The 23,845-nt window shown below is 45.9% G+C and carries 21 protein-coding genes; 11 read left to right on the top strand and 10 right to left on the bottom strand.

The annotated features are described in order from the left end of the window. The first annotated feature begins 31 nt into the window (after nucleotides 1-31). Both LHL20_RS01755 and LHL20_RS01750 read left to right on the top strand, forming a co-directional pair. Nucleotides 32-2,098: a M13 family metallopeptidase gene (locus tag LHL20_RS01755; protein WP_226432007.1), complete on the top strand. Its 2,067-nt coding sequence runs from the start codon at nucleotides 32-34 to the stop codon at nucleotides 2,096-2,098. Nucleotides 2,099-2,220: 122 nt separating this feature from the next. Then, nucleotides 2,221-2,895 carry a lysoplasmalogenase gene (locus LHL20_RS01750; protein ID WP_226432006.1) on the top strand — a complete coding sequence of 225 codons (675 nt, stop codon included), beginning with the start codon at nucleotides 2,221-2,223 and terminating at the stop codon, nucleotides 2,893-2,895. On the opposite strand, the gene LHL20_RS01745 is transcribed toward LHL20_RS01750, so the two are convergent. The 5 genes from LHL20_RS01745 to LHL20_RS01725 all read right to left on the bottom strand — a co-directional run bounded on the left by LHL20_RS01745 (nucleotide 2,858) and on the right by LHL20_RS01725 (nucleotide 7,610). Beyond that, nucleotides 2,858-3,265: an ACT domain-containing protein gene (locus tag LHL20_RS01745; RefSeq protein WP_226432005.1), complete on the bottom strand. Its 408-nt coding sequence runs from the start codon at nucleotides 3,263-3,265 to the stop codon at nucleotides 2,858-2,860. The two genes, LHL20_RS01750 and LHL20_RS01745, sit on opposite strands and share 38 nt — an antisense overlap. A gap of 18 nt (nucleotides 3,266-3,283) precedes the next feature. Beyond that, entirely contained in the window at nucleotides 3,284-4,663 is a 1,380-nt protein-coding gene (dbpA, locus tag LHL20_RS01740) for an ATP-dependent RNA helicase DbpA (RefSeq protein ID WP_226432004.1), read from the bottom strand. Continuing rightward, nucleotides 4,663-5,988 (bottom strand): substrate-binding periplasmic protein, encoded by a 1,326-nt coding sequence (locus tag LHL20_RS01735; protein WP_226432003.1) that lies wholly within the window; start codon nucleotides 5,986-5,988, stop codon nucleotides 4,663-4,665. The genes dbpA and LHL20_RS01735 overlap by 1 nt, the downstream gene beginning before the upstream one ends. Beyond that, entirely contained in the window at nucleotides 5,955-7,004 is a 1,050-nt protein-coding gene (gene pyrC, locus LHL20_RS01730; RefSeq protein WP_226432002.1) for a dihydroorotase, read from the bottom strand. Before pyrC ends, LHL20_RS01735 begins: the two co-directional genes overlap by 34 nt. Nucleotides 7,005-7,073: 69 nt before the next feature. Then, nucleotides 7,074-7,610, bottom strand: a complete 537-nt coding sequence (locus tag LHL20_RS01725; RefSeq protein ID WP_226432001.1) for a lipocalin family protein — start codon at nucleotides 7,608-7,610, stop codon at nucleotides 7,074-7,076. Between the two features lie 145 nt (nucleotides 7,611-7,755). Between LHL20_RS01725 and LHL20_RS01720 the strand changes: the two genes are divergently transcribed. Together LHL20_RS01720 and gloA2 are read left to right on the top strand one after the other, a co-directional pair. Further along, nucleotides 7,756-8,706 (top strand): aldo/keto reductase, encoded by a 951-nt coding sequence (locus LHL20_RS01720; protein ID WP_226432000.1) that lies wholly within the window; start codon nucleotides 7,756-7,758, stop codon nucleotides 8,704-8,706. A 13-nt stretch (nucleotides 8,707-8,719) separates the two neighbouring features. Continuing rightward, a complete protein-coding gene (gene gloA2 / locus LHL20_RS01715; RefSeq protein ID WP_202262710.1) occupies nucleotides 8,720-9,103 on the top strand; it encodes an SMU1112c/YaeR family gloxylase I-like metalloprotein in 384 nt (127 codons plus the stop codon). On the opposite strand, the gene LHL20_RS01710 is transcribed toward gloA2, so the two are convergent. Together LHL20_RS01710 and LHL20_RS01705 are read right to left on the bottom strand one after the other, a co-directional pair. Beyond that, nucleotides 9,100-9,912 carry a mechanosensitive ion channel family protein gene (locus LHL20_RS01710; RefSeq protein ID WP_226431999.1) on the bottom strand — a complete coding sequence of 271 codons (813 nt, stop codon included), beginning with the start codon at nucleotides 9,910-9,912 and terminating at the stop codon, nucleotides 9,100-9,102. The two genes, gloA2 and LHL20_RS01710, sit on opposite strands and share 4 nt — an antisense overlap. Nucleotides 9,913-10,025: 113 nt before the next feature. Then, the gene (locus LHL20_RS01705; RefSeq protein ID WP_226432025.1) at nucleotides 10,026-11,240 is read right to left on the bottom strand and encodes an MFS transporter; all 1,215 of its coding nucleotides are present in this window, start codon (nucleotides 11,238-11,240) and stop codon (nucleotides 10,026-10,028) included. A 281-nt stretch (nucleotides 11,241-11,521) separates the two neighbouring features. Here LHL20_RS01705 and LHL20_RS01700 point away from each other — a divergent pair, with 281 nt between their 5' ends. Together LHL20_RS01700 and LHL20_RS01695 are read left to right on the top strand one after the other, a co-directional pair. Then, nucleotides 11,522-13,471, top strand: a complete 1,950-nt coding sequence (locus LHL20_RS01700; RefSeq protein WP_226431998.1) for an alpha-amylase family glycosyl hydrolase — start codon at nucleotides 11,522-11,524, stop codon at nucleotides 13,469-13,471. A gap of 306 nt (nucleotides 13,472-13,777) precedes the next feature. Continuing rightward, nucleotides 13,778-13,987: a hypothetical protein gene (locus tag LHL20_RS01695; RefSeq protein ID WP_226431997.1), complete on the top strand. Its 210-nt coding sequence runs from the start codon at nucleotides 13,778-13,780 to the stop codon at nucleotides 13,985-13,987. 58 nt (nucleotides 13,988-14,045) lie between these two features. Here the strand turns inward: LHL20_RS01695 and folE are convergent, their stop codons facing one another. Further along, a complete protein-coding gene (gene folE, locus LHL20_RS01690) occupies nucleotides 14,046-14,729 on the bottom strand; it encodes a GTP cyclohydrolase I FolE (protein ID WP_226431996.1) in 684 nt (227 codons plus the stop codon). A 158-nt stretch (nucleotides 14,730-14,887) separates the two neighbouring features. On the opposite strand from folE, the gene folM reads away from it, so the two are divergent. The 3 genes from folM to LHL20_RS01675 all read left to right on the top strand — a co-directional run bounded on the left by folM (nucleotide 14,888) and on the right by LHL20_RS01675 (nucleotide 17,659). After that, nucleotides 14,888-15,595 carry a dihydromonapterin reductase gene (gene folM / locus LHL20_RS01685; RefSeq protein ID WP_226431995.1) on the top strand — a complete coding sequence of 236 codons (708 nt, stop codon included), beginning with the start codon at nucleotides 14,888-14,890 and terminating at the stop codon, nucleotides 15,593-15,595. 119 nt (nucleotides 15,596-15,714) lie between these two features. After that, on the top strand, nucleotides 15,715-16,779 hold the full coding sequence (locus tag LHL20_RS01680; protein WP_226431994.1) for an agmatine deiminase family protein: 1,065 nt from the start codon (nucleotides 15,715-15,717) through the stop codon (nucleotides 16,777-16,779). Then, a complete protein-coding gene (locus LHL20_RS01675; RefSeq protein WP_226431993.1) occupies nucleotides 16,766-17,659 on the top strand; it encodes a carbon-nitrogen hydrolase in 894 nt (297 codons plus the stop codon). The genes LHL20_RS01680 and LHL20_RS01675 overlap by 14 nt, the downstream gene beginning before the upstream one ends. Nucleotides 17,660-17,826: 167 nt before the next feature. Here the strand turns inward: LHL20_RS01675 and pdeM are convergent, their stop codons facing one another. Continuing rightward, nucleotides 17,827-18,531 carry a ligase-associated DNA damage response endonuclease PdeM gene (gene pdeM / locus LHL20_RS01670; RefSeq protein WP_226431992.1) on the bottom strand — a complete coding sequence of 235 codons (705 nt, stop codon included), beginning with the start codon at nucleotides 18,529-18,531 and terminating at the stop codon, nucleotides 17,827-17,829. Between the two features lie 40 nt (nucleotides 18,532-18,571). Then, nucleotides 18,572-21,040, bottom strand: a complete 2,469-nt coding sequence (locus LHL20_RS01665; RefSeq protein WP_226431991.1) for a ligase-associated DNA damage response DEXH box helicase — start codon at nucleotides 21,038-21,040, stop codon at nucleotides 18,572-18,574. 144 nt (nucleotides 21,041-21,184) lie between these two features. On the opposite strand from LHL20_RS01665, the gene LHL20_RS01660 reads away from it, so the two are divergent. Further along, nucleotides 21,185-22,201 (top strand): ligase-associated DNA damage response exonuclease, encoded by a 1,017-nt coding sequence (locus LHL20_RS01660; protein ID WP_226431990.1) that lies wholly within the window; start codon nucleotides 21,185-21,187, stop codon nucleotides 22,199-22,201. Next, nucleotides 22,201-23,805, top strand: coding sequence for a cisplatin damage response ATP-dependent DNA ligase (locus LHL20_RS01655; protein ID WP_226431989.1), 1,605 nt, complete (start codon nucleotides 22,201-22,203; stop codon nucleotides 23,803-23,805). Before LHL20_RS01660 ends, LHL20_RS01655 begins: the two co-directional genes overlap by 1 nt. The last annotated feature ends 40 nt before the right edge of the window (nucleotides 23,806-23,845 follow it).

Below are 23,845 nucleotides of genomic sequence, written 5' to 3'. Positions count from 1 at the left end.
GTCGCCGAATATTGAGAAAAAGGAAAACACCATGTTACGAAGCGTTTTAAGTTTGAGTGTTGCGCTGGCCCTTACTGCCTGTAGCCCGCAAAACTCAGCCCCAGAACAACAAACACAAGCCCCAGTAGAGTCAGCACAAACACAAACGCTAAGCTCGGGTATTATGAAAGACAATATGGATTTGTCTGTTTCTCCGGGTGACGACTTTTTCCGTTACGTAAATGGTAAATGGTTCGACAACTTTGAAATTCCGGCTGACAAGTCAAGCTATGGCGCTTTCGTGATTCTGCGAGATGAAGCGCAAGATCACGTGATGGACATTATTAAATCGTCTGCAGAAGGTGATTTTAAAGCCGGTAGTGACGAGCAGAAAGTGGGTGATTTTTACCGCGCTTACATGGACATGGAAACGCGTAATACCTTAGGTGTAGCGCCACTAAAACCTGAGATTGCAAAAATTGATAGTATAGAAAATTACTCAGATCTTGCTGCCTACTTTGCTTATGCAGCGCGCTATGGATACGGTACACCATTCAGTCTTACTCAGTACCCAGATTTAAAATCGCCCAAAGAGTATTTGATGTACACATGGCAAGCTGGCCTTGGTCTTCCAGAGCGCGAGTACTATTTCAAAGACGACGAAGCCTCTCAGACTATTCGCGACGCGTACGTAAAGCATATCCAAACTATGTTTGAACTCGCCAACTTTGAAGCGCCAGCAGAAAGCGCCAAAATGCTATTCGACCTTGAAACTAAAATTGCAGAGCTGCATATGAAGAAAGAGCAGGCTCGTAATTTTGCAGCAAACTACAACAAGCTAACCATTGAAGAGTTAAAAGCATTAATGCCCAACTTCGACTGGGATGCCTACCTAGATAAAGCAGAAATCAGTGATATCGCTGCCCTAGGTATTCTGCAAAAAGACTTTATGCAGAACATTGATGGCGTTATTAGTGAAACATCGCTGGACAACTGGAAGACATTCTTAAAGTGGGGCTTGTTAAACGCCTCTGCTAGCCGCCTGTCTGCACAATTAGACGAAGCAAACTTCAATTTCTACAGCAAGGTATTGCGTGGCGTTGAAGAGCAAGAGCCACAATGGCGTCGTGCGGTTAGTCTATCGAATGCGCACGTTGGCGAACTTATTGGTAAGGTTTATGTAAAACAACATTTCCCACCAGAAGCCAAAGAACGCATGATGGAAATGGTGAATAACCTACTACTTGCCTATAAAGAGAGTATTGAAAACCTTGAGTGGATGACCGATGAAACACGCGCTCAAGCCCTCGACAAGTTATCGAAGTTTACCGTTAAAATTGGTTACCCTGACGAGTGGCGTGACTACACTGCACTCACGGTTGATGCAGGTGATTTGTTTGGTAACTTAAAGCGTTCATCAGACGTTGTTTATGAAGAGATGCTGAAAAAGCAAGGCGGCCCGGTATGGACACATGAGTGGGGTATGACACCACAAACGGTTAATGCCTACTACAATCCACCGCTAAATGAGATTGTATTCCCTGCCGCTATTCTGCAACCGCCATTTTTCGACATGAACGCAGAAGACGCCGTTAACTATGGTGGAATTGGCGCCGTTATCGGGCACGAAATTGGCCACGGTTTCGATGATTCAGGTTCGACATTCGACGGCGACGGTGTGCTGCGCAACTGGTGGACCGATACCGACCGCGGTGAATTTGAAGCACGGACGGCGAATCTGATTGAGCAGTACAACCAGTTTGAAGTATTACCAGACCTTCATGTCAACGGCGAATACACGCTAGGTGAAAATATTGGTGATTTAGGTGGTATTAGCATTGCGCTGAAAGCCTATCATCTATCATTAGACGGTGAAGAAGCACCAGTACTTGATGGCTTTACAGGTGATCAACGTGTATTTATAGGTTACGGACAGGTTTGGGCCAGTAAATACCGTGAAGAAGCGCTTCGTAGCCAAGTACAAACTGATACGCACTCGCCTACTAAGTTCCGTACTAATGGCGCAGTGCGCAACGTACCAGAGTTTTACGAAGCATTTGACGTAACACCTGAAGATGCACTTTATCTTCCTCCAGAAGAGCGCGTAAAAATCTGGTAACTCGCTAGCGCTTTGTGAAAACACGTTAGCGCGAATCTAGCGCTAAATAGAGGGCGGCAAAATGGATGACATTTCGCTGCCCTTTTTTATAAACCTAGTCGCTATTTTTACTGGGAGGGTTAATGCCAAATTACATGTCGTTGATTTATGCAGCATTTGCATTTCTCTATTTAGGCAGTTTGAGCTACACGCCTTACAATGGGCAATTTATTGTAAAAGCCTTGCCCATAGGACTACTGGTGCTTTTCACCTTTCTGCGCCTCAAAGGCAACGCTAGGTTGATTGTTTGCTTTGCCCTTATCGCGAGTTTAGCGGGTGATGTGTTCTTGGCCCTACCTGTTTCGAAAAGCTTTATTTATGGGCTAGCCTGCTTTTTCATAGCGCACTTAGCTTACATTGTGAGCTTTATTCATTTGCGTGCGAGTAAAGTTTCAAACGCGCCGCAGAAAAAACGCGTCACCTCAATACAGCTCTTTCTAAGCTTTGTAGTCATTTGTTTCGCTGTATTAATGGCAGGGCATATCTTACCTGTGGCGCAACAACTTTATTATCCCGTTCTCGCATACTTGTGTGTAATAACCATAATGGGAGTAACCGCTGTGCTACTCACGCGTTCGTGGTGGATAGCGGCAGGCGCGCTTATTTTTGTCATTTCAGACGCCATTTTAGCGCAATCCGTGTTTAGAGAGCCTATCACGCTATCTGGATTTGCCGTTATGCTAACGTACTACGTTGCGCAATACTTGCTTACAAGAGGACTTATTGGGGCGAATCGGCGAGAGACTTCAACACGTTGAGCGCTGCTGACACCTTATCTGACTGAATAAATATATGGTCGTGATAATAGGCTGCCACGACATTCGCACTCATGCCCGCATTGGCAAGCGCTGTAGACATGGCAGCAGTCATGCCAACGGCATCTAGGCTAGAATGCACCTCACAAGTAATACAGCGGTATTCGCCACTAAAGGTCAACCCCATATCTCGCGCTAAGTGCGCTTTTAAAATAAAGGTGACACCTTCTCGCTCTTTGAACATTCCTTTAGCACGCTGTAACAAGGCAGCCGTTACCTTTTCAGGGGCGACAGAAACAAACGCATAGGTATCTTCGCTTGCCACTGGTGACAAGTTACGCAGCAATGTACTCAGTTCTGTTTCGCCAACCATTGTTCTCTTTCAACCTCGTTAGAGTTTTCGTGCTCTTATGCGTTTACCCTTGATTTTGCCCTCGCGAAATTGCGTCATCGCGCGTTTTACACTGCGGGCCTTTACCGCAACAAAACTCATGCTATTTTGTACTGCAATTTTACCTACATCATCTCCAGGTATACCGGCATCTTTCGTTAATGCACCAACAAGATCACCCGGGCGCAACTTCTGCTTCTTGCCAGCACTTAATGAAATACAGGTAAATTCAGGTTGGGTAATTTTGTTTTTATGAAAGCGTAAACTCTGCGCGCCTTTAAGGGGTATATCGCTTTCTTGCAGCACTTCTATCTTGCGTAAGAAGTGCTCTTCCTCATCACTCACTAAGGTAATTGCCATACCCTGAGCACCTGCCCTTGCAGTTCTACCAATGCGGTGAACATGGGTTTCAGGCTCTTCACTAACCGTGTAATTAATAACGCAGGCTACATCATCGATATCGAGTCCTCGCGCTGCCACATCGGTTGCCACTAATACTTGCAGCGCATCACTGGCAAACTGCATGAGTACCGCAGTGCGGGCGTGTTGTTCCATATCTCCTTGAAGGCCAGCGGCGCTAAAGCCTTCTTCCACTAATTCTTCAACCACTTCTGTCACCTGTACCTTGCGATTGCAAAACACGATAGCGTTTTTCGGCTGATAGTGCGTTAACACAGCTTTTAAAGCCTGAGTACGCGTGTGTGCTAACACGTTGTAACCCAATTGCGTAATAGCAGGCTTGCTGTCCTGAGACTCTACTTTACACGTCACTGGATCACTGAGGTATTGCGTGGCAACGCGTTCAATTTGCTCTGTATAAGTTGCTGAGAAAAGTAGCGTTTGTACTTGAGGTGGCACTTGCCCAAAAATCACACGCAAGTCATCTTCAAACCCCATATCTAGCATACGATCGGCTTCATCCAATACTCGAAGCTTCACGTTGCTTAAGTCTACTCTGCGCTTTTCAACGTGGTCCATAACACGCCCTGGCGTGCCGACTATGATATGAGGGCTGTGTTTAAGCGATTGGATTTGTGGCCCCATCGGTTGGCCGCCGCACAAGGTCGTCACTTTTACATTACCAATGTTCTTCGCTGCCATTCTGAACTGATCGGCAACTTGGTCGGCAAGCTCTCGAGTAGGGCAAAGCACTACTACTTGCGTCGTGAACTCATTTACTTCAATGCTTTGTAATGCGGGAATAACAAAACATAAGGTTTTGCCACTACCAGTTTGTGCTTGACCGATTATATCTTTACCTTGCAAAGCATCTGGCAGCGATTGTGCTTGTATAGGGGATAACTGATAAATACCCTGTGCATCTAGCGCTTTCACAATGGCGGGATTAATGTCTAAATGCTTTACTGTTTCAACTGTCATTAATTTTTGTTCCAAAGGTGTATGACACCGTTTTTGGTGTGATGAGCAATGCCGTAATCGCTGGAGACCATATGGCTCCAAGAAGATAACTGCTCATTAAATGTGTTACTTTTTCTTACTCTTGCTGCTGCTAATTTGAGTTTTTCGAGTACCAAAATGCAGATATTTTTTCGAGAAAGGGCAACGTATGCTGTGGTAACTTCGTATTCACTTACCAATTTGATTTTATTACAAATATCTTTTTTTGCGGTGCATCCAAAGTCTACAGCTCCCTGAGAACCAAACACCACATCTATTTCATCATTTAGCAGCGCTTCAACGAGTTCCTGCCAAGAACCAAATCCCCGCACTTCGAATCCGTTATCAATTGCCACATTATACCGATAATCTTCTAGTAATGTCCCAATTCTATACGTTTTTGGCACGTCTTTAAGCGATGCAAAGTAGGGCTTATTTAATCCAAATAACCCGTGAAGATTGCGGGAGACAGGTGTTACCCAATGAAATACATTATCGCGCTCTTGTGTTCTCACTACAGAAAACACCATGACGTTAGACTTACTCATTGCCTCTTTTGCAATGCGCTTCCAAGGCGCAGACAAAATAGCAGGTGGCATTTCCATTTGTTCAAGAATGTCTCTCACAAAATCAGCCACAATGCCTTTCAATTCACCACGCTCGCCCAGTTCTGAGAACAAAGGCACTAAATCAGCGATTACCCACAGGTTCGAAGTATTCGCGTGAAGTTCGCCTGGTAAACTGATTGTGCCATAGGTTAATAGCGCATTGGGATAATGAGTGCTAAGCGATGTAACCAGCGGGTTCGCTAATTCAGCAAAAGCCTCTGATGTTTTAAAGTCACTAATGGTTTCTGAAAGTTTTTCAGCCAGTAATGAATTAGCATGGCGCTTTTCTAATGCAATATAAGTAACGCCCACTTTAATCGCCTGACTGCCCGCATTTGGTGTGCAGACCACACCTGATTCAGAACATTCAAGTGCTATCAGGGGTGAAATCCAGTAGAAGTCCTGCTCATTATCGGGCGTTCTTAATATGCCGAGCCGTATATGGGAAGTGCTAGTAGGGCGTGAATCACTCTCGGTGGCCATCAAAGCAATACCGCTTTCTTTCAAGCTTTCAGCAAGTAGTACTTTTGAGTATCCTTGGATTTTTGCTTTATCGCGCGAATTTAGCGGCAATGAGTGCATCGTATCTATTGAATACGATAACGACTCAGCGCTTGCTTGTAGAGCAAAGCCCCACAAGCAGCTTACTGCGAAAAGCGCGAAAATTATGCGCCTTGAAATGCCTTGTGCAATTTCCATCTTAAGGTTTGCCCCGCATAAAATGGTACCATGTCAGTGCCATCTGCTAGGGTTACTTCTTCAGGCACTGTCCATTCTTCTTTTACTAACGTCATTGTAGTCGTATTTCTTGGTAACCCATAAAAATCAGCGCCATAATGGCTCGCGAAGCCTTCTAACTTTTCAATAACGCCCAATTGCTCAAATACTTCAGCATAGAGCTCGATAGCTGACCATGCACTGTAACAGCCTGCACAGCCACAAGCGTTTTCTTTCTTATGTTTCGCGTGAGGTGCAGAGTCTGTACCCAAGAAAAACTTCTTGTTTCCACTTGCTACCATCTCACGAAGTGCCTGTTGATGGGTATTACGCTTTAGTACAGGTAGGCAATAATTATGAGGGCGTACACCGCCTACGAGAAGGTCGTTGCGGTTTAATAGTAGATGTTGAGGCGTAATAGTAGCGCCAACAAAATCACTCGCCTGTGCGACAAAACTCGCAGCATCGGCGGTAGTGATATGCTCAAAGACCACTTTAAGCTGGGGGAATGCTTCAACGATTGGGCCTAAGTGCGTATCGATAAACACTTTCTCGCGGTCAAAGATATCAATGTGATGCTCAGTGACTTCACCATGAATAAGTAGCAATAAGCCTTGCTCTTGCATGGCCTGAAACACAGGATAAAGCGCTTGAATGCCTTTAACTGCTGCGTCTGAGTTAGTGGTTGCGCCAGCCGGATAAAGCTTACAGGCTGTCACACCTGCATTTTTGGCATCAACGATATCTTGCGCCGTTGTTTGGTTGGTCAAGAATAAGGTCATCAAAGGCTCAAAGCTGCTACCCGCCGGACGCGCCGCTTCAATTCGTGCTTTATAGGCCATTGCCATCTCAGCATTCACCACTGGTGGAACCAAATTTGGCATTACGATAGCTCGTTGGAAACAGCGTGCAGTAGCGGGTACTGTTTCCGCTAGCATTTCGTTATCGCGAAAATGTAGATGCCAATCGTCAGGGGTGGTAATGGTAAGCGTTTGCATGCTTTAACTCTCTCAATACGTGTTTAAACGGCGGGTTCGCGCAATAATAGCACAAGCCATCCGTTAACGTTACTTTGAAGAATGTTCGACCCAGATGAGTTTATCAGTGTTGTAGCCCGCTTGCTGCGCACTATTGAGTAATTGGTCGAGTGTATCTTGTGGCAGTGTCGGCGTTCTTGCCAGTATCCAAAGAAAATCCCTATCAGGCCCAGTAACAAGCGCATATTGATAGTTGTCTTTATCTAATTCCATGATCACGTAACTCGCATAGAAAGGACCAAAAAAAGAAACCTTCAAATGCCCTGTATTCGCACTCCCCACAAAAAAGGCTTTCCCTTGCGCTTCATCCCATTTTCCTTCCTCTTTGGAAAACCCTTTATTGATTACATTAACACCGCCATCTTCTCGCATACTGTAGGTAGCGGTAACCTCACTTAGCCCTTCCTCAAAACTATGATCAAAACGCGCCACTTCATACCACGTCCCTAAGTATCGCGAGAGCTCAAAGTCATCGACCGGCTTCACGTTGTCCGGTACACCCGTGCAGCCTGACACAGCAAATAACAATGCCACAATACTTGATAACCATACAGTGCTTCTGATCATGTAATTAATCCTTATCTTCATACGTATTCAGGACGTAAACTGTCGCCCATTGGGTTAAATTCATCTATACGCGGTTTTCATTGAGTCGCCGTCGCGCTCTAATGTGAGCCGTTCATGTCGCACTTATTCACGAGGGAGAATACACATGCAAGCATACTTTCCACACGCAAGCCGACTGATTTACGGCTGTATGGGCCTTGGAGGAGGCTGGAATGATAGCCCCGCCACCCAAAACGATGTGGACCAAGCCCGCGCCATCGTAGACAAGGTTCTTGAGCTTAACATCAATGTATTTGACCATGCCGATATCTACACGTTTGGCAAAGCAGAATACGTGTTTGGGCAAGTGCTGAAACAAGCGCCCAGCTTAAGAGAAAACATGCTTATTCAATCTAAGTGTGCAATACGTTTTGAGGACTCGTTAGGACCAAAACGCTACGATTTTTCTGCCCAGTATATTCAATCTTCCGTAGAGGGCATTTTATCGCGCCTTAATATCGAGCAATTAGACATTCTTTTGTTACATCGCCCGGACCCACTTATGGAGTTGGAAGAAGTAGCAGGCGTTTTACAGCAATTGCAGACGCAAGGAAAAATAAAGCATGTGGGTGTATCTAACATGCATGGTCACCAGATTGCGTACCTTCAATCTGCCCTCGATACTCCTATAGTGGCGAATCAATTAGAAATGAGCTTGGCATTCAGGGATTGGTTAGAAGACGGCATTACTACTAATAGTGCAGCTAATAGGCAAATGGGTTACGCACCAGGAACGTTGGAATACTGCATGTCACATAAAGTCCAACTCCAAGCATGGGGCAGTTTGGCGCAGGGGCGCTATACTGGAGCTAAGAGTGAAAGTGCACATGATAAAGCAACGGCTAAGCTTGTGGCGTCGCTAGCAGCACAGTATGAAACAACACCTGAAGCTATTGTATTGGCGTGGTTAATGAAACACCCCGCGAAGATACAGCCAGTTTTGGGAAGCACAAATCTATCGCGTATTGAGGCGAGTCAACGCGCAATGGATGTAACGCTAACCCGCGAACATTGGTATCTGCTTTTTGAAACTGCCCGTGGTCAAGAAATGCCATAAAAAAGGAGCGCATATGCTAAAAGGTTTCCATCACGTCGCTATTATTTGTAGCGACTACCCGACGTCGAAAACGTTTTATACCGATGTGTTGGGTTTTAGCGTGATTGATGAGAATTATCGCGAAGCAAGAGACTCGTACAAATGCGACCTTGGGCTACCTGACGGAAGCCAAATAGAGCTATTCTCCTTTCCTGGAGCACCTGAGCGGCCAACCAGACCTGAAGCACAGGGACTTCGCCATCTCGCATTTAAGGTAGATAACCTTGATGAAGTGGTTAGTCACCTGAGTGACAAAGGTGTTGAAAGCGAGCCCGTGCGTGTTGATGAATACACAGGCAAACGCTTCACATTTTTCCAAGACCCAGATGGACTGCCATTAGAGCTGTACGAACTTTAAAGCATTCGCACTTCGCGCTGTGGAAAAGGAATTTCCACATGTGCGTTTTGCAGTGCGCTGAATATAGCCTGATTTAACGCATAGCGTGTTTCAAAATGTCGTGTGGTGGGTGCCCACACACGCACACCGAAATTAATACTACTATCCCCAAAATTGTCGATACCTATTGCAGGTGACTTTTCTTTAGACACACCTTCTACACTAGCTACCGCCTCGGTAATTACTTGGGTCACTTGTTCAACATCACTGGAATAGGCAACGCCAATCTCAAGCTCGATAAGCATTTGTTCTGCGGAATTTTGAAGAATTTCACCCACAATGAGCTTGTTAGGGATTTGAATATGGACATCGTCTTCATCAATAAGGATAGTGTAAGGCAGCATAACCTGGTCGACCACACCCGCAACACCTTGAACCCGAATAGTGTCGCCCACGACAAATGGTCGCGTGATAATAATAGTGAACCCTGCAGCGTAATTAGCAAGCATGCCCTGTATTGCTAGGCCAGCACCCAAACCCACTGCGCCGACTGCAGCAATAAGCGGCGTAACACTGATGCCCACATTGCCCAGTGCTATAATGATAACAATACCTAAAATAACGAGTTTACTTGCCCCGCCAGTAAAGCGACTTAGCGTAATATCAATATCACGCTTTACCATTAGACGCTCTACTGCTCCCCCTATTTTCGAAGCTAGCCACCAGCCCACAAGAAATATGACAATTGCGCCAAAGATTTGGAAGCTATAGGTAACAGCGAATTCAACGAGTGTGTCGTAAAGGACTTGAGCTTGTTTGAGTTCTTCCATAATAAGAAAGGCTTGTTGTAACAAATATGCTTTGAGCATAAACAACAATAGTTGGTAGCACAATCTTTTGCTGTGGCGCAAAACTCGTTGTTTTGCACCACAACAAAATTGATTTAATGGTACTCTGAGGCTTCTATCTCAGCCAGTTTCCTTTGTGTAGGATTATAAAGGTAGTTGAATACCAGACCCACGAACAAGATTGTTGCAAATACGGTGGCCACCATAAATCCGTATTTTGCATCGCCGCCATTCGCATCACTTACTAGCCCCATAACAAATGGGCCAGTCGCCGCCCCAGCCGCCGTAAAGAAGAGTATCACGCCGGCGACAGTGCCATGCTGATGCTTAGGGAAACAACTAATGCCTTTTGAGTTAAATGTGGGATAAATCACCGACATAAATATGCCGGTCAGTGGAAATAGAAACAAAGCTACATTTTTTCCACCCCAAAGCCCTGCACTAAAGCACAACACAATGGCGCCACTGAACAACATTAACACCAACGCCCAATTGAAATGGGACATCATCCAAATACCCACAAAACGCCCAGCGGCACGTAGAATGAAAAATGCAGTAACAGAGTAGATAGCTAACGTTTGCGCAAAGCCTTCTGTATAGCACTCGTAAGTCGCCTTTAGCGATGTTGCATCACACACTAAATAGCTAGGCATCCACACATAAATGGCGCTTTCTGCCGCGACGTATAAAAATGCCCCGATAGAAAAGCCAAGGGCATAGGGGTTTTTCAACAGTGCCAAGCTCTGGGTTACTGATACTTTTTTAACCTGCTCGCTGTTGCCACGCATATAGCTGGGATACTTTACCAACAACGCTCCAACGATAAGGACTGTGCACACGCCACCAGCAATTACGTAAAGCCATTGCCACGCCACACCTTGATGAATTAAATAAGCAACAATAAGCGGGCCGATAATAGCCCCCACCCCAAAAAATGCTTCTGCACCGTTCATGGTCGCGGTATGTTGTTTAGTCGAAGTGGAAATATCACCAATAAGCGCCAGTGCGCCGGTTTTAAAAACACCGACAGCAACACCAGATAAGGTCATCAAACTCACGATGAGTACGAAATCGTTAGCAATAAGAAAGCTGTAACATGCCACACCGAACAGGGCGAGACCTATAATAATTGTAGGCTTACGCCCTAACTTGTCAGCTAGAAAGCCAAGAAACAGACCTGAAAGCGCGATACCTAGCATAGGTAGAGAGTGCATTAAGCTGGCCTGTGCATTGGACACAGAAAACGCCACTTTTACTTCTTTAATTATCTCGCCAACAGAGTCTGATGTCATCGCGAACATCATAAACATCAAGTAGGTCAACCATCGGATAATTTTGCTGTTAGGATCTTGATTGGTCATAGAGCATCTCATAAAAGTTTGTACGAAAGCGGTCCGCTTCATCAGTAACACACTTCGCTTTTCGCCACTTAATTGCAAACAATAAATACTTGCGCAAATTTATTTGCTAAAATCACTTAATCGTTTAAGATAAAAGTTAACAGAATTTAAACAGGCTGTAAACTTGTTAATTAGGCTAAGCCAATTCAACAAGTGGTCGCGCCTAAATGTGTAATGTGTTGGAGTCATTTATGAATTATGCAGCTGACAGTGGTTTATGTTTAGACCGAATCTTGGCATCGACTGATTTGTCAGGCCTGACAAAGAAAGATGCAGCTATGTTCACTCGACGATTAAAGGCGCATTTCCCTACGCTATTTGAAAAATACACGCATGTGTATGGGCACCAGTACGATTGCTATTTTCATTTACAAAAATTAGTCGAAACGTTAAGAGACGGTGTTAAGAACCGAAAAGCAGCGCTAAAAAAACTCGATGAAAATCGCTTAAAAAACCCGTTGTGGTATCGAGACCAAAATCAGGTTGGCATGGCCGCTTATGTTGACTTAATGGGCCCCACACTGAATGACTTACACGACCGCATTCCTTACTACAAAGCGCTTGGTATTACCTACCTTCATCTAATGCCACTTTACGATGCGCCAAAAGGTGACAGCGACGGTGGCTATGCAGTCAGCGATTACCGAAAAGTAAACCCGTCTTTAGGGACAATGGCTGATTTAGAGAAGCTCGCAGCGGCACTGCAAAAAGAAGGCATAAACCTAGTACTAGATTTTGTTTTCAACCATACGTCTGACGAACATCAGTGGGCAAAGGCTGCACTAGCAGGCGATAAGCAATACCAAAACTATTATTACCTTTTTGACGACCGAACAATTCCCAATCAGTTTGAAACCACATTACGAGAAATATTTCCGCAAGTGCGCCGCGGCAGTTTTACGTACAACGAAACGATGGAAAAGTGGGTGTGGACAACGTTCAACAGCTTTCAATGGGACCTAAATTACAGCAACCCAGAAGTATTCAATGCCATAACATCAGAAATGCTGTTTTTGGCCAATATTGGTTGTGCCGCATTACGCTTAGATGCATTGGCATTTATATGGAAGGAAATGGGAACGAACTGTGAGAACCAAGATAAAGCACATGTTCTCATACAGGCGTTCAACAGTTGCTTACAAATAGCAGCACCGGCAGTAGTGTTTAAATCGGAAGCCATAGTGCACCCAGATGAAGTGGTTAAGTATATCGACAAAGATGAATGTCAATTGTCGTACAACCCATTATTGATGGCGTTGTTGTGGAATTCATTAGCAACACGCAAAACACGCTTGCTAACGCGATCTATGCAAAAAAGTTTTCCAATATCAAGCGAATGTACATGGGTGAACTACGTAAGGTGTCACGATGACATTGGGTGGACCTTTGATGACGCGGTCGCACAGGAACTAGGAATTAATCCGTTTGATCATCGCTACTTCTTAAACCAATTTTACACCGGTCGTTTTGATGGCAGTTTTGCCAATGGTGTGCCTTTTGCTGAAAATCCGTCTAATGGTGATTGTCGGGTATGTGGTTCATTGGCATCGTTGTGTGGGCTAGAGGGTGCGTTAGAACACGGCGATCAAAAAGCAATAGATGATGCAGTGAAACGTATGCTTCTGCTTTACGGTATTACCTTTAGTATTGGTGGTATTCCACTACTTTACTCTAGTGATGAAATAGCCAAGCTAAATGACTATAGCTATCGTAATGACGACAGTAAAAAGCATGATGATCGTTGGGTAAATCGCATTGCAGTTACCGAGCAAGATACCGCTTTAGCCCTTTCCCCTTCTAAAGCACTAAGCCCGCAGCAATCTGCGAGTAAAGCCGTTTTTGAAGGGCTTCAAAAAATGCTGCAAATCAGAAAGGCGAATGCGGTATTTGGCGACGCGACAACACACATTCTTGAGTCTGACAATCAGCATTGTTTCGCGTTCTTACGAGAAGGCCATGACAACCAAAAGTTATTAGTCATTTGTAACTTTAGTGAACATGTTCAGCAGGTAAGCGGGGATATTTTGAATACCATTGAACGCAAGCGCTGCAGTGATTTACTGACAGGAAGTACCATTGATGGAAATGAGGCACTTATTACGCTTCGCCCATTTCAGCAAGTATGGCTGAGTGCCGACTAGCGGCTTAGCAAATCCTTAAGATTTTCTCGACCAAGGCAGTCACAACCGCCGTTGTGGCTGCACTACACTTCCCCCAAAAAGTTTAATTCCTATATACGCCAGACACTTAACATTTTTGTGTAAAATCACCCTGTGATTTTGCCGATGTGTTCTATACTTTCCGTTAAGCAAATCGAATTGCTTTCGCTTTACGTATAATGGTTGTGAACGTTGCTCTTGCGGCAATGCATCATCACTTATGTGGTGCCACTATACGGGGTAGACCTTACTTCATACGGATATGTGAAAATGGTGACGGAAAAAGCTATGCAAAGTGATAGTGCTTTGGAATACATGTGCCCGCATTGCGGCACAATTAATGAGTTAAGACGCGAAGCGCTGCGTGATATGTATCACGAACAGCACGAAACCTGTGACTGTTGTAAAAAAATGTTAAGTCTAACCCCAGCCGATGGTATAGGCGGACGTGTTAATCTAGTTATCGATGCTATCGAATCTGATAAGGCAATGAAATAATTTTAATTGACGTTAAGTAAAAAGCCGCTCAATTGAGCGGCTTTTTTTATGTTCGTGGTTAGCGGAAAAATTCCCGTCTAAGTTCGTTATCAGTTAAAAAACGCCCACCGAGGGCCGATGTTTTGGTATAAGAACTGGTGTCTCGAATACCCCTTGCTTTCACGCAATAATGTGTTGCATTAATGCTTACCGCAACATCATCTGTGTTCGCTAGGGTTTGAACCGCAACCAATACTTGTTGCGTTAATCGCTCTTGCACTTGAGGGCGCTGGGCAAAAAAGCCAACCAAGCGGTTCAATTTTGACAAACCAATAACGGTGTCTTTCGGTATATAAGAAACCGTCGCCGTACCATCAATGGTCACAAAGTGATGCTCACATGTACTTGTCAAACTAATGTCTGACACTTGTACAGGTTGATCAATCTTCATTTTGTTTTCAATAGCAGTGATTTTCGGAAACTTGCGGTAATCCAGCCCACTGAACACTTCATTTACGTACATTTTAGCAATGCGATTAGGAGTATCGCACAAGCTATCGTCGGTTAAATCCAAGCCAAGCGTTTCCATTACATCACGCATTGCACTTTCGATGCGTTTACGCTTTTGTTCATCCGATAGGCCATTTTCAACCATAGGGGTTTCTAGCCCTTTGGCTTGTAAGGCTTCTCGCACGCGCTGCGCAGGTTCTGAAATGGAGGGGTCCAGTGCATCACGCACAATTACCGCTTCTTTTGCTAACATTACTTTATCCGTTATTACTTCTTTTTTGATCTTGTACGTTAATCAAATCGTTACAGATCCATTACAAGGAAACATGACTTTTATTTAATGCCAATGCATCCTATTGGGTGTGTGGCACACTTTTGGTAAACCGTTACCCAACTAATAAGGCATTCCCGTTGAGTTCACCCATTTTAATTACAGGGGCCAGCCAAAGACTCGGGCTGGCCATGGCAGAAAGTTTGTTAGAGACAGGTTACTCAGTAGTCATCACCTATCGAACATTTAAACCAACAATAACCACACTCAAAGAGATGGGCGCCACCGTTTTACAGGCGGATTTTAGCACTGAGGCGGCTATTGATCGAGCAATTGATGAGATTAAAGCAATCAGTAAAAGCTATCGAGCCATTATTCACAATGCCTCAGATTGGGCACAAGAAAAAGGCAGTGACGATAAACATGCGCTAATCCAGCACATGATGATGGTGCACGCCGTTGCGCCCTATCGTATTAATTTGGCGCTTGAATCACACCTAACTAGCGATAAGGGACAAACCGACATCATCCATATGACTGATTATGTGCAAGAAACAGGTAGCGAAAAACATATGGCGTATGCCGCTAGCAAAGCCGCCTTGCACAACCTTACGCTGTCTTTTGCTAAAAAGCTCGCACCTCGCGTGAAGGTAAACAGTATTGCGCCAGCACTTTTGATGTTCAATGAAGGAGATGACGACACCTACAAGCAAAAGGCGATAAAAAAATCCTTGCTTGAAATTGTTCCCGGCGCAAAAGAAGCGGTAAAAGCCATGCACTATCTCATGCAAAGCGATTACATCACAGGGCAAACTGTTCACCTAAACGGTGGGCGGCACCTAAAGTAATTCATTTCAATCAACGTATTTACGAATCGTCACCGCCAATTTATTTCATCACCCCTCACCTTGGTCATAGGCCTTGGTGGGGCTATAATCTCGGCTTTATTGTTTAATTGGAATTTACTATGCAAGGCAATCGCACCATGGCGCCCGAATGGCATGATATTGATGCCGTTATGTTGGCGTGGCCACATGCGCAAACCGACTGGGCACCTTGGCTTGAAGAAGCAAGAAGCACTTATCTTAATGTCATTGCTGCGGTAAACCGTTTTAATGCGGGCGTTATCCTGCTCTGTGCTGCTGACGATGTGGATAGTCTCAAGAGTCAGTTGCCTGACGATGCTCGTGTACTTATCGTACCCGCCGTTTTTAATGATACTTGGATGCGCGATTACGGCTTTATTACCTGTAAAGATGCAGAGGGCATTGGTTATCCAGTGGAGTTTCGTTTCAATGGCTGGGGGAATAAATTCAACGCAAGCGAAGACAACCTAGCAAACCAGCGTTATTTAGCGTCTATGTGTAATGCGGCACTGCGCAGCAGCCCAATCGTTGCCGAAGGCGGTGCACTTGAAATTGATGAAGACGGTCATTTACTTAGCACCGCTCAGTGTTTGTTAAACCCTGAGCGCAATGGCGATATGTCGCTAACGGCCTACGAAGACGCCTTTAAAGATATGCTAGGCTGTAGCAAGGTTACCGTTTTGCAACACGGTCATCTTGAGGGGGATGATACTGACGGTCACATAGATACCCTTGTGCGTTTTACTCCGGATAAAGGCTTGGTCATTCAGGCGAGTAACAACCGACCGCAAGACAGTCACTATGAGGGGCTAAAAGCATTGTGTGACGAATGCGCGTTAGAATTGCCAGAACATGAGCAATTCCACCTGCCGCTACCTTATATCGAGAATGAAGAGGGTGACAGGTTACCTGCGTCTTATGCCAACTACCTTATTTGTAACAAGGCTATCTTGTTGCCCGTGTACGGACAGCCAGAAGACGATGAAGCAATAGCCGTGGTACAAAAAGCGTATCCTGGGCACATTGTTGAACCTATTGATTGCAGTGTACTCGTAAAGCAGTACGGTAGTTTGCATTGTATTTCTATGCAAGTACCCACACATACATTAAAAGATTCGATTATTGCCACCTTAAAGAAAGGAGTGTCACTACATGCGCCCAACTAAGCTAAAAGTTGGTCTGGTACAGCAGGCCGTTGCCGATAACAACAAAGCAACGAACTGGAATAAAAGTGCCGAGCAAATAGCCAAGTTAGCCGCTGAAGGCTGTGAATGTATATTGCTTCAGGAACTGCACAGCACCATGTACTTCTGTCAGCAAGAAGATACTGACGCTTTTGATTTGGCAGAGCCAATTCCAGGTCCGGCAACGGAATTTTTCGGCGAGCTTGCGGAAAAACACAACATTGTGTTGGTCACCTCACTATTTGAAAAACGTGGTTCTGGGCTTTATCACAATACCGCCGTTGTGTTCGACAGAAGTAAAGAGATTGCCGGTAAATACCGCAAAATGCATATTCCTGACGACCCTGGCTTTTATGAGAAGTTTTACTTCACCCCGGGCGATATGGGTTTCACACCCATTGAAACCAGCGTTGGAAAACTTGGCGTATTGGTATGCTGGGACCAATGGTATCCAGAAGCTGCACGCCTTATGGCGATGGCAGGAGCTGACTTGCTGTTCTACCCAACGGCAATAGGCTGGGATCTAACTGACACTGATGACGAGCGCGCTCGTCAGCATGGCGCCTGGGAAACCATTCAACGTGCTCACGCGGTAGCAAACTCAGTGCCTGTTATCGTCGCTAACCGCACGGGCTTTGAGGCCTCTCCGGTCGAAGGCGACCCAGGTATTCAGTTCTGGGGGCAAAGTTTTATTGCGGGCCCGCAGGGTGAAATTTTGGCCAAAGCCGACGCTGATGGCGAAACAACATTAGCTGTTGAGCTGGATATGGAGCGCACCGAAAAAGTAAAACGCATTTGGCCTTACTTCCGCGACCGCCGCATCGACGCCTACGACGATTTGACGAAGCGCTGGCGCGATTAATACACACTGGCGAAAGTAACAGCTAAAGAAAAAGCGGCACAAAACTAAAAGGTTTGTACCGCTTTTTTTATGCTTGATTGACTGTTTGAAAGAACACTCAACAACACCTTCTTTTGAGATAGTTTCACCTTAAAGCCCAACATCTTTTAGCGCTACACTTTTAAACGCTACACCTTAAAAAGAATGTCGTCATACATCATAAAAGTGTGCCGCGCTTTCTTAGGTAAAAGCGCCAGCATAACGTCTTCATCAATATCAAGCCCGCCCGTAAACTGCCCAAACGCAGGCATAATAAATAGCTTTTCGTCATGGGTGAAACATTTACCGGTAAAGCGACGCCGCGAAATAGCGGTGCGCGTCTTGGGGTGAAAGTGCCCTATTATTTGTGCTTTAACGTCTGTTTGCTGTGGCTCATGACGAAACACAGCATCACCCAGCAGCACTTCAAAACACGGCGTTCCGGGTATACCATCGGGTAAATCGGGGTCGTGATTTCCTTCCACCCAAAACCATTCTTCTACGCGATGAACCAAATCACACAAGTAAATCCGGTCTTCTTCTATCATGCGCGACATACTGTGCTTGTCATGAAAGCTATCGCCTAAGCTAATGACGCGACGAGGATTATAGTCGCGTATTATCTTGTCTAATCGCAGTAGTGTTGCCCTTGAATCTAGATTAGGTAACGGGTTTGCATAACTACTTAGGTAACTGCCTTTTTCCAAGTGTAAGTCAGACACTATTAGCCAATCACAGGCTGGTAAATAGGCAACGCCACGGGCATCGAGGATCCATAGATAATCAGCAAATTTTGTAATGCTGAGCTGCCGCTGACCTAACTGCTGTGTCAGCCATGTGTCACTGATAGCCAAAATAATCCTTCTACTTCATCAATTAACGTATACACGTCACTTACTTACGCTCGGCAGTGGAAAGCAGCGCACGCACTTCATCAAGCATACTTTCTGCTTCGGCATACAAATTAGCTTGCTCGATAATGGCTTGTGCCCCGGCACCTTTTACTTGTTCACTGCGCACATCAAGCACTATTGGAATAGCCATAGGCGACGGTTTTTCTAAGTTCACTAGCACCGCACTATCCACATAGCGAATAAGTAGGTTTGCCAAGCGCGTTAAATCTAATAGCTCCCGCTCGGCATCTGCCCGCGCAACCTTTAACAGTATATGGTCTGCATCGTGTTCGCGCAGCGTATCGTATATTAAATCGGTAGAAAACGTGACCTGCTTCATGGTCTTTTGACTAGCGTGATAACGCTGCTCGGTCAAACCACTTACCACCGCAACTTGTCGAAACGAGCGCTTGAGCATAGGCGCTTGCAGCATCCAGTCTTCTAACTCATCACCCAAGATATCAGGTTGAAACAGTTGCTGAAGCTGCCCCTTGGAGAGTGTGTTTACTGACGCTATCGACAGCCCGTAATCTGTCACACTGAAACTTAACGGTTTAATGCCCATTTTTTCCATGCGTCGCGTTAGCAGCATGCCAAGTGTTTGATTGGCTTTTCTACCGTCAAATGTGTAGTAAAGGGTGTAGTAAGCTTGCCTAAAAGGGAACTGTTCAACCAATACATTGCCAGGCTGAGGTAGCTCAGAAAAGGCAGCTTGAAGGTTTAGCCACTCTTGCACCTGCCCGGGCAGGGCCTTCCACGTTGTCGGCGTTGCCAAAATGGCGCGTACACCGTCTGCTAAATACGTCGATAGGGGCATTTGTCCACCCGCATAACTGGGGATTTTAGGCTCTTTGGCTTTCGCGGGCTTTGCGTGTAGCTGCATATCGCGAATGGCCTCAAATTTGAGCACCTCGCCAGCAAAATAAAAGGTATCGCCAGGCGTTAGCTGTTGTGCAAAATACTCTTCTACTTCACCAATAATTTTGCCTTGATTACCCCGGCGGATACGCTTCACCTTAAGCCGCCCAGCTTCAACGATGGTACCGATATTTTGTCGATGACGCTGAATAACACGGCGATTGGCCGGTGAATAGGTGCCGTCTTCGTTTTGACTCAGGCGCTGGTAGCGCTCATAGGCATTTAGGGCACTACCGCCGTCTTGGGTAAACTGCCATAGCTTATCGAAATCATCCTTGTCTAACCCCTGATACGGCGTTGCCGAAAGTATCTGCGCATAAAGAGTATCCGGTGTATCAGGGTTACTACACAAACAATTTAGAATAAACTGGGGAACAATATCGAGCGCGCCCGGTTGTGGCGATTCACCATCTAGTTCTCCTTTTTCAATCGCCGCAATGGCCGCCTGACATTCCAACGCTTCAAACCTGTTGGCCGGCACTAGCAATGCTTCACTGGGTTCGTCCAAGCGGTGATTGGCGCGCCCAATACGCTGCAGTAAACGGCTAACACCTTTTGGTGCCCCCACTTGAATGACCTTGTCCACGTCCCCCCAATCGATGCCCAGTTCAAGGGCAGACGTACACACCACAGCGCGCAATAGCCCGCTTGCCATCATAGCTTCCGTTTTACGACGCTGCTCTTTACTCAAACTACCGTGATACAAGGCTATCGGGAGCGCTGCTTTATTTGCCTCCCATAACATTTGAAACAGAAGCTCTGACTGCGCACGGGTGTTCACAAAAACAAGGGTAGTTTGGGCGTTTTCAATGGCGTGATAGATATCATCAATGGCGTAGCGCGCCATAAAGCCACCAAAAGGCATGCGCGCTTTCGAGTGGAGCATCTCCACATTGGGCTTCTCGCCGGCTTTTACTTTAACAATGTGCGACTGGCTGTCAGTTCCAGCCAACCACGCCCCTAAGGTTTCAGGAAAGGCTACCGTGGCTGACAAGCCTATGCGTTTAAGCTGTGGTGACAGCACATTAAGCCGCGCTAACGCTAGCGATAAGAAGTCCCCTCGCTTATTGGCCATTAAGCTGTGGGTTTCATCAATAATTACACGCTGTAATTTGCCAAACAGCTTATCGGCGTCAGCATAGCTTAACATCAGCATGAGCGACTCAGGCGTGGTTAACAGTATATGAGGCGGCTTTTTTCTCTGGCGCTGGCGCTTATGCGATGGGGTATCGCCAGTGCGCGTCTCTGCGGTAATACTTAATCCCATCTCCTCTATAGGTTGCAAAAGGTTGCGATGGATATCTTGGGTCAGGGCCTTAAGCGGGGAAATATAGAGCGTATGCAACCCTTTAAATTCTGCCTGTTTAGTGTGTTCATAAAGCTCCACCAAGCTTGGAAGAAACCCCGACAGGGTTTTGCCTGCGCCCGTTGGCGCAATTAGCAGAGTGCTTTTGTGTTGGTCCTTCTCTACCAACATGCGCTTTTGATAGTCGCGAAGCTGCCAGCCTTTTTGCTTGAACCAGTCAGTGAATACTGAAGGCAGTGATGTCATTTCTTGCTCGTTGTGGTTTTCTTTCATTATACGCAGGCTGCACTGAACGGTTTAGTTATATGAAAAGTGGCAAGAGATTGCGCCTTCTTACTGATTTTACGTATATATCGGTAGGTTTGTGTTCAAAATAGGTATTTAAACAGCGTGCATCCTGAAACATGGTTAAAAACAGACGACATTGGCCTTTATTGCGAACCAGGTGACTTTTATATCGACCCCATGAAAGAGGTCGCCACAGCACTTATCACTCACGGTCATGCAGACCATGCACGTGCAGGGCATCATAGCGTCTACGCCAGCACAGAGACGCTAGCTATCATGCGTAGCCGCTATGGCGAGGACATGGCTAAAGAGCAACATGCCGTGACTCTGGCCGAGCCGCTTTATTTCAACGATGTTTCAGTCACGTACTATCCTGCAGGACATATTTTGGGCTCTTGCCAGTTGCTGATTGAATATGCTGGCTACCGCGTTGTGGTATCAGGCGATTACAAGCGTCGGCCTGACCCCACCTGCCCGCCATTTCAAGTCGTTCCGTGTGATGTACTTATCACCGAGGCAACTTTTGGCTTACCCGTTTTTACGCACCCGCCCATAGAAAATGAAATCGACAAGCTGCTGCATTCATTACGAGTATTTCCACAGCGATGCCATTTGATAGGAGCTTACGCGTTGGGTAAATGCCAGCGTCTCATTATTGCGCTGCGCCGAGCAGGATATCAAAAGCCCATTTACCTGCATGGTGCACAAGTAAAACTCTGCGAACTCTATCGCCAATTCGATATTGACTTAGGCAATTTAATTCCCGTGTCAGACGTTGCAGACAAAGCTACGCTGGCTGGCGAAATAGTGATTGCACCGCCATCGGCACTGGCAGACCGCTGGTCTCGAAGTTTACCCAATGTACGCACGGTGATGGCCTCAGGTTGGATGCAAATTCGCGCTCGCGCTAAACAGCGCAATGCTGAACTTCCACTTATTATTTCCGATCATTGCGATTGGCCCGAACTCCTTCAAACTATTAAAGAGGTAAACCCCAAAGAAGTATGGGTAACCCATGGAAGAGAAGATGCGCTAATGTACCAAGCCCAAAAGATGGGCTACAAAGCGCGTGCATTGTCACTTGTTGGGTATGATGAAGCAGAACAAGGAGGTGACTGATGGAAGCCTTCAGTCATTTACTTGAGCAGCTTTACTACACCGCTGGTACAAAAGCTAAAGCGCTGCTTATTGCTGACTACATTGCCAATACACCAGACCCCGACAGAGGATGGGCTATTGCAGCCATGGCGGGAACTCTGCGATTTGATTTTTTTAAACGCAACACGGTTAAGAAATTGATAACCGAGCGTACCGACCCTGCCTTATTTGCCATGAGTTATGATTACGTTGGTGAGGTGAGTGAGACTGTGGCGCACCTTTGGCCTGAAAACGAGCCAGTTTCCCCGCTGCCTTCGTTAGGAAGCATTGTTGAGACCTTTGCCAGTATTAGCAAGCAACGCGTTTCAGAGACCTTGGCCGACTACCTGACAATGATGACTCCCTCGCAGCGCTGGGCGTTACTAAAGCTTGGTACACGGGGGCTACGCATTGGGGTGTCAGCACGCTCCATTAAGCACATTCTCGCTGACTATGGCAATAAAGACATTAAGGATATTGAAACCCTATGGCATGCGGTCTCACCGCCCTACACCGAACTTTTGCAATGGCTTGAAGGGAAAGCGAGTAAGCCAAACGTTGACGATGTGGTGACCTTTCACCCCGTTATGTTGTCACACCCCATTGAAGAGAAGGATATCGACGCCTTTGCGCCAAATACCTGGCAAATTGAAAACAAATACGACGGTATACGAGTGCAATTAAGCCTAAATACGCAGAAAGCAGAACCAGAAAAAGCGCTCTATTCACGCACGGGCGATGACATTAGTCATTCATTTCCCGATTTACTCAGTGATATATCAGGTCACATGGTGCTAGACGGCGAGTTGCTGGTGATCCACAACCAAGCTACAGACAATGCACTTCCTGATGTAGATACCTTCAACGCACTTCAGCAACGACTGAACAAAAAGAAACCCAGTAAAGCGCTAATGCAATCGTCACCCGTAGGCCTTATTGTGTATGACGCACTTATGCTTGAGGGTAAATCGATAACACAAATACCTTTGAAGGCCCGCAGAGAAAAACTCGCCAACTACCTAAGTGCCAACCCACATCCGCAGTTGTTTTTGTCTGATGTACTAGATGCAGATTCACCACAGAATTTAAGAGCACTTCACAGCAGTGTGTGTGAAAACCGTGCTGTCGAGGGATTAATGATTAAACGCTTAGACAGTGTGTATGTGCCGGGGCGGCCTAAAGGGCAGTGGTTTAAATGGAAACGCGATCCACTGTTGGTAGACGCGGTCATGATGTACGCCCAGCGCGGCCACGGTAAGCGTTCCAGTTTTTACTCCGACTACACCTTTGGCGCATGGGAAGGCGAGCAGCTATTACCTATAGGCAAAGCCTATTCAGGGTTTACTGATGAAGAACTAAAAAAACTAGATAATTGGGTGAGGCGGCATGCTGTTGGCCGTTTTGGCCCGGTAAGGGAAGTGGAAAAAGCCTTGGTGCTAGAAGTCGCCTTTGATGCTGTGCATCCGTCTAACCGACATAAATCGGGCGTGGCCCTTCGCTTTCCGCGTATCCACCGCATTCGCTGGGATAAACCAGCAAACGAGGCAGACACACTGGATACAGTAAAAAGCTTGATTGAACGTTAACGCTTAAAACCTGCGGACTTTAACCTGCGGGCTTTTGCCT

It is taken from the genome of Alteromonas sp. McT4-15, from assembly GCF_020515205.1.
Lineage (GTDB): Bacteria > Pseudomonadota > Gammaproteobacteria > Enterobacterales > Alteromonadaceae > Alteromonas.
The sequence above is the reverse complement of the archived record's forward strand: the minus strand, read 5'-3'. Positions and strand labels throughout refer to the sequence as shown.

Bases quoted from the DNA above. Each gene is read 5' to 3' on its own strand.
- LHL20_RS01755 (WP_226432007.1), top strand. From the start codon at position 32: ATGTTACGAAGCGTTTTAAGTTTGAGTGTTGCGCTGGCCCTTACTGCC.
- LHL20_RS01750 (WP_226432006.1), top strand. From the start codon at position 2,221: ATGCCAAATTACATGTCGTTGATTTATGCAGCATTTGCATTTCTCTAT.
- LHL20_RS01745 (WP_226432005.1), bottom strand. From the start codon at position 3,265: ATGGTTGGCGAAACAGAACTGAGTACATTGCTGCGTAACTTGTCACCA.
- dbpA (WP_226432004.1), bottom strand. From the start codon at position 4,663: ATGACAGTTGAAACAGTAAAGCATTTAGACATTAATCCCGCCATTGTG.
- LHL20_RS01735 (WP_226432003.1), bottom strand. From the start codon at position 5,988: ATGGAAATTGCACAAGGCATTTCAAGGCGCATAATTTTCGCGCTTTTC.
- pyrC (WP_226432002.1), bottom strand. From the start codon at position 7,004: ATGCAAACGCTTACCATTACCACCCCTGACGATTGGCATCTACATTTT.
- LHL20_RS01725 (WP_226432001.1), bottom strand. From the start codon at position 7,610: ATGATCAGAAGCACTGTATGGTTATCAAGTATTGTGGCATTGTTATTT.
- LHL20_RS01720 (WP_226432000.1), top strand. From the start codon at position 7,756: ATGCAAGCATACTTTCCACACGCAAGCCGACTGATTTACGGCTGTATG.
- gloA2 (WP_202262710.1), top strand. From the start codon at position 8,720: ATGCTAAAAGGTTTCCATCACGTCGCTATTATTTGTAGCGACTACCCG.
- LHL20_RS01710 (WP_226431999.1), bottom strand. From the start codon at position 9,912: ATGGAAGAACTCAAACAAGCTCAAGTCCTTTACGACACACTCGTTGAA.
- LHL20_RS01705 (WP_226432025.1), bottom strand. From the start codon at position 11,240: ATGTTTATGATGTTCGCGATGACATCAGACTCTGTTGGCGAGATAATT.
- LHL20_RS01700 (WP_226431998.1), top strand. From the start codon at position 11,522: ATGAATTATGCAGCTGACAGTGGTTTATGTTTAGACCGAATCTTGGCA.
- LHL20_RS01695 (WP_226431997.1), top strand. From the start codon at position 13,778: ATGCAAAGTGATAGTGCTTTGGAATACATGTGCCCGCATTGCGGCACA.
- folE (WP_226431996.1), bottom strand. From the start codon at position 14,729: ATGTTAGCAAAAGAAGCGGTAATTGTGCGTGATGCACTGGACCCCTCC.
- LHL20_RS01680 (WP_226431994.1), top strand. From the start codon at position 15,715: ATGCAAGGCAATCGCACCATGGCGCCCGAATGGCATGATATTGATGCC.
- LHL20_RS01675 (WP_226431993.1), top strand. From the start codon at position 16,766: ATGCGCCCAACTAAGCTAAAAGTTGGTCTGGTACAGCAGGCCGTTGCC.
- LHL20_RS01665 (WP_226431991.1), bottom strand. From the start codon at position 21,040: ATGACATCACTGCCTTCAGTATTCACTGACTGGTTCAAGCAAAAAGGC.
- LHL20_RS01655 (WP_226431989.1), top strand. From the start codon at position 22,201: ATGGAAGCCTTCAGTCATTTACTTGAGCAGCTTTACTACACCGCTGGT.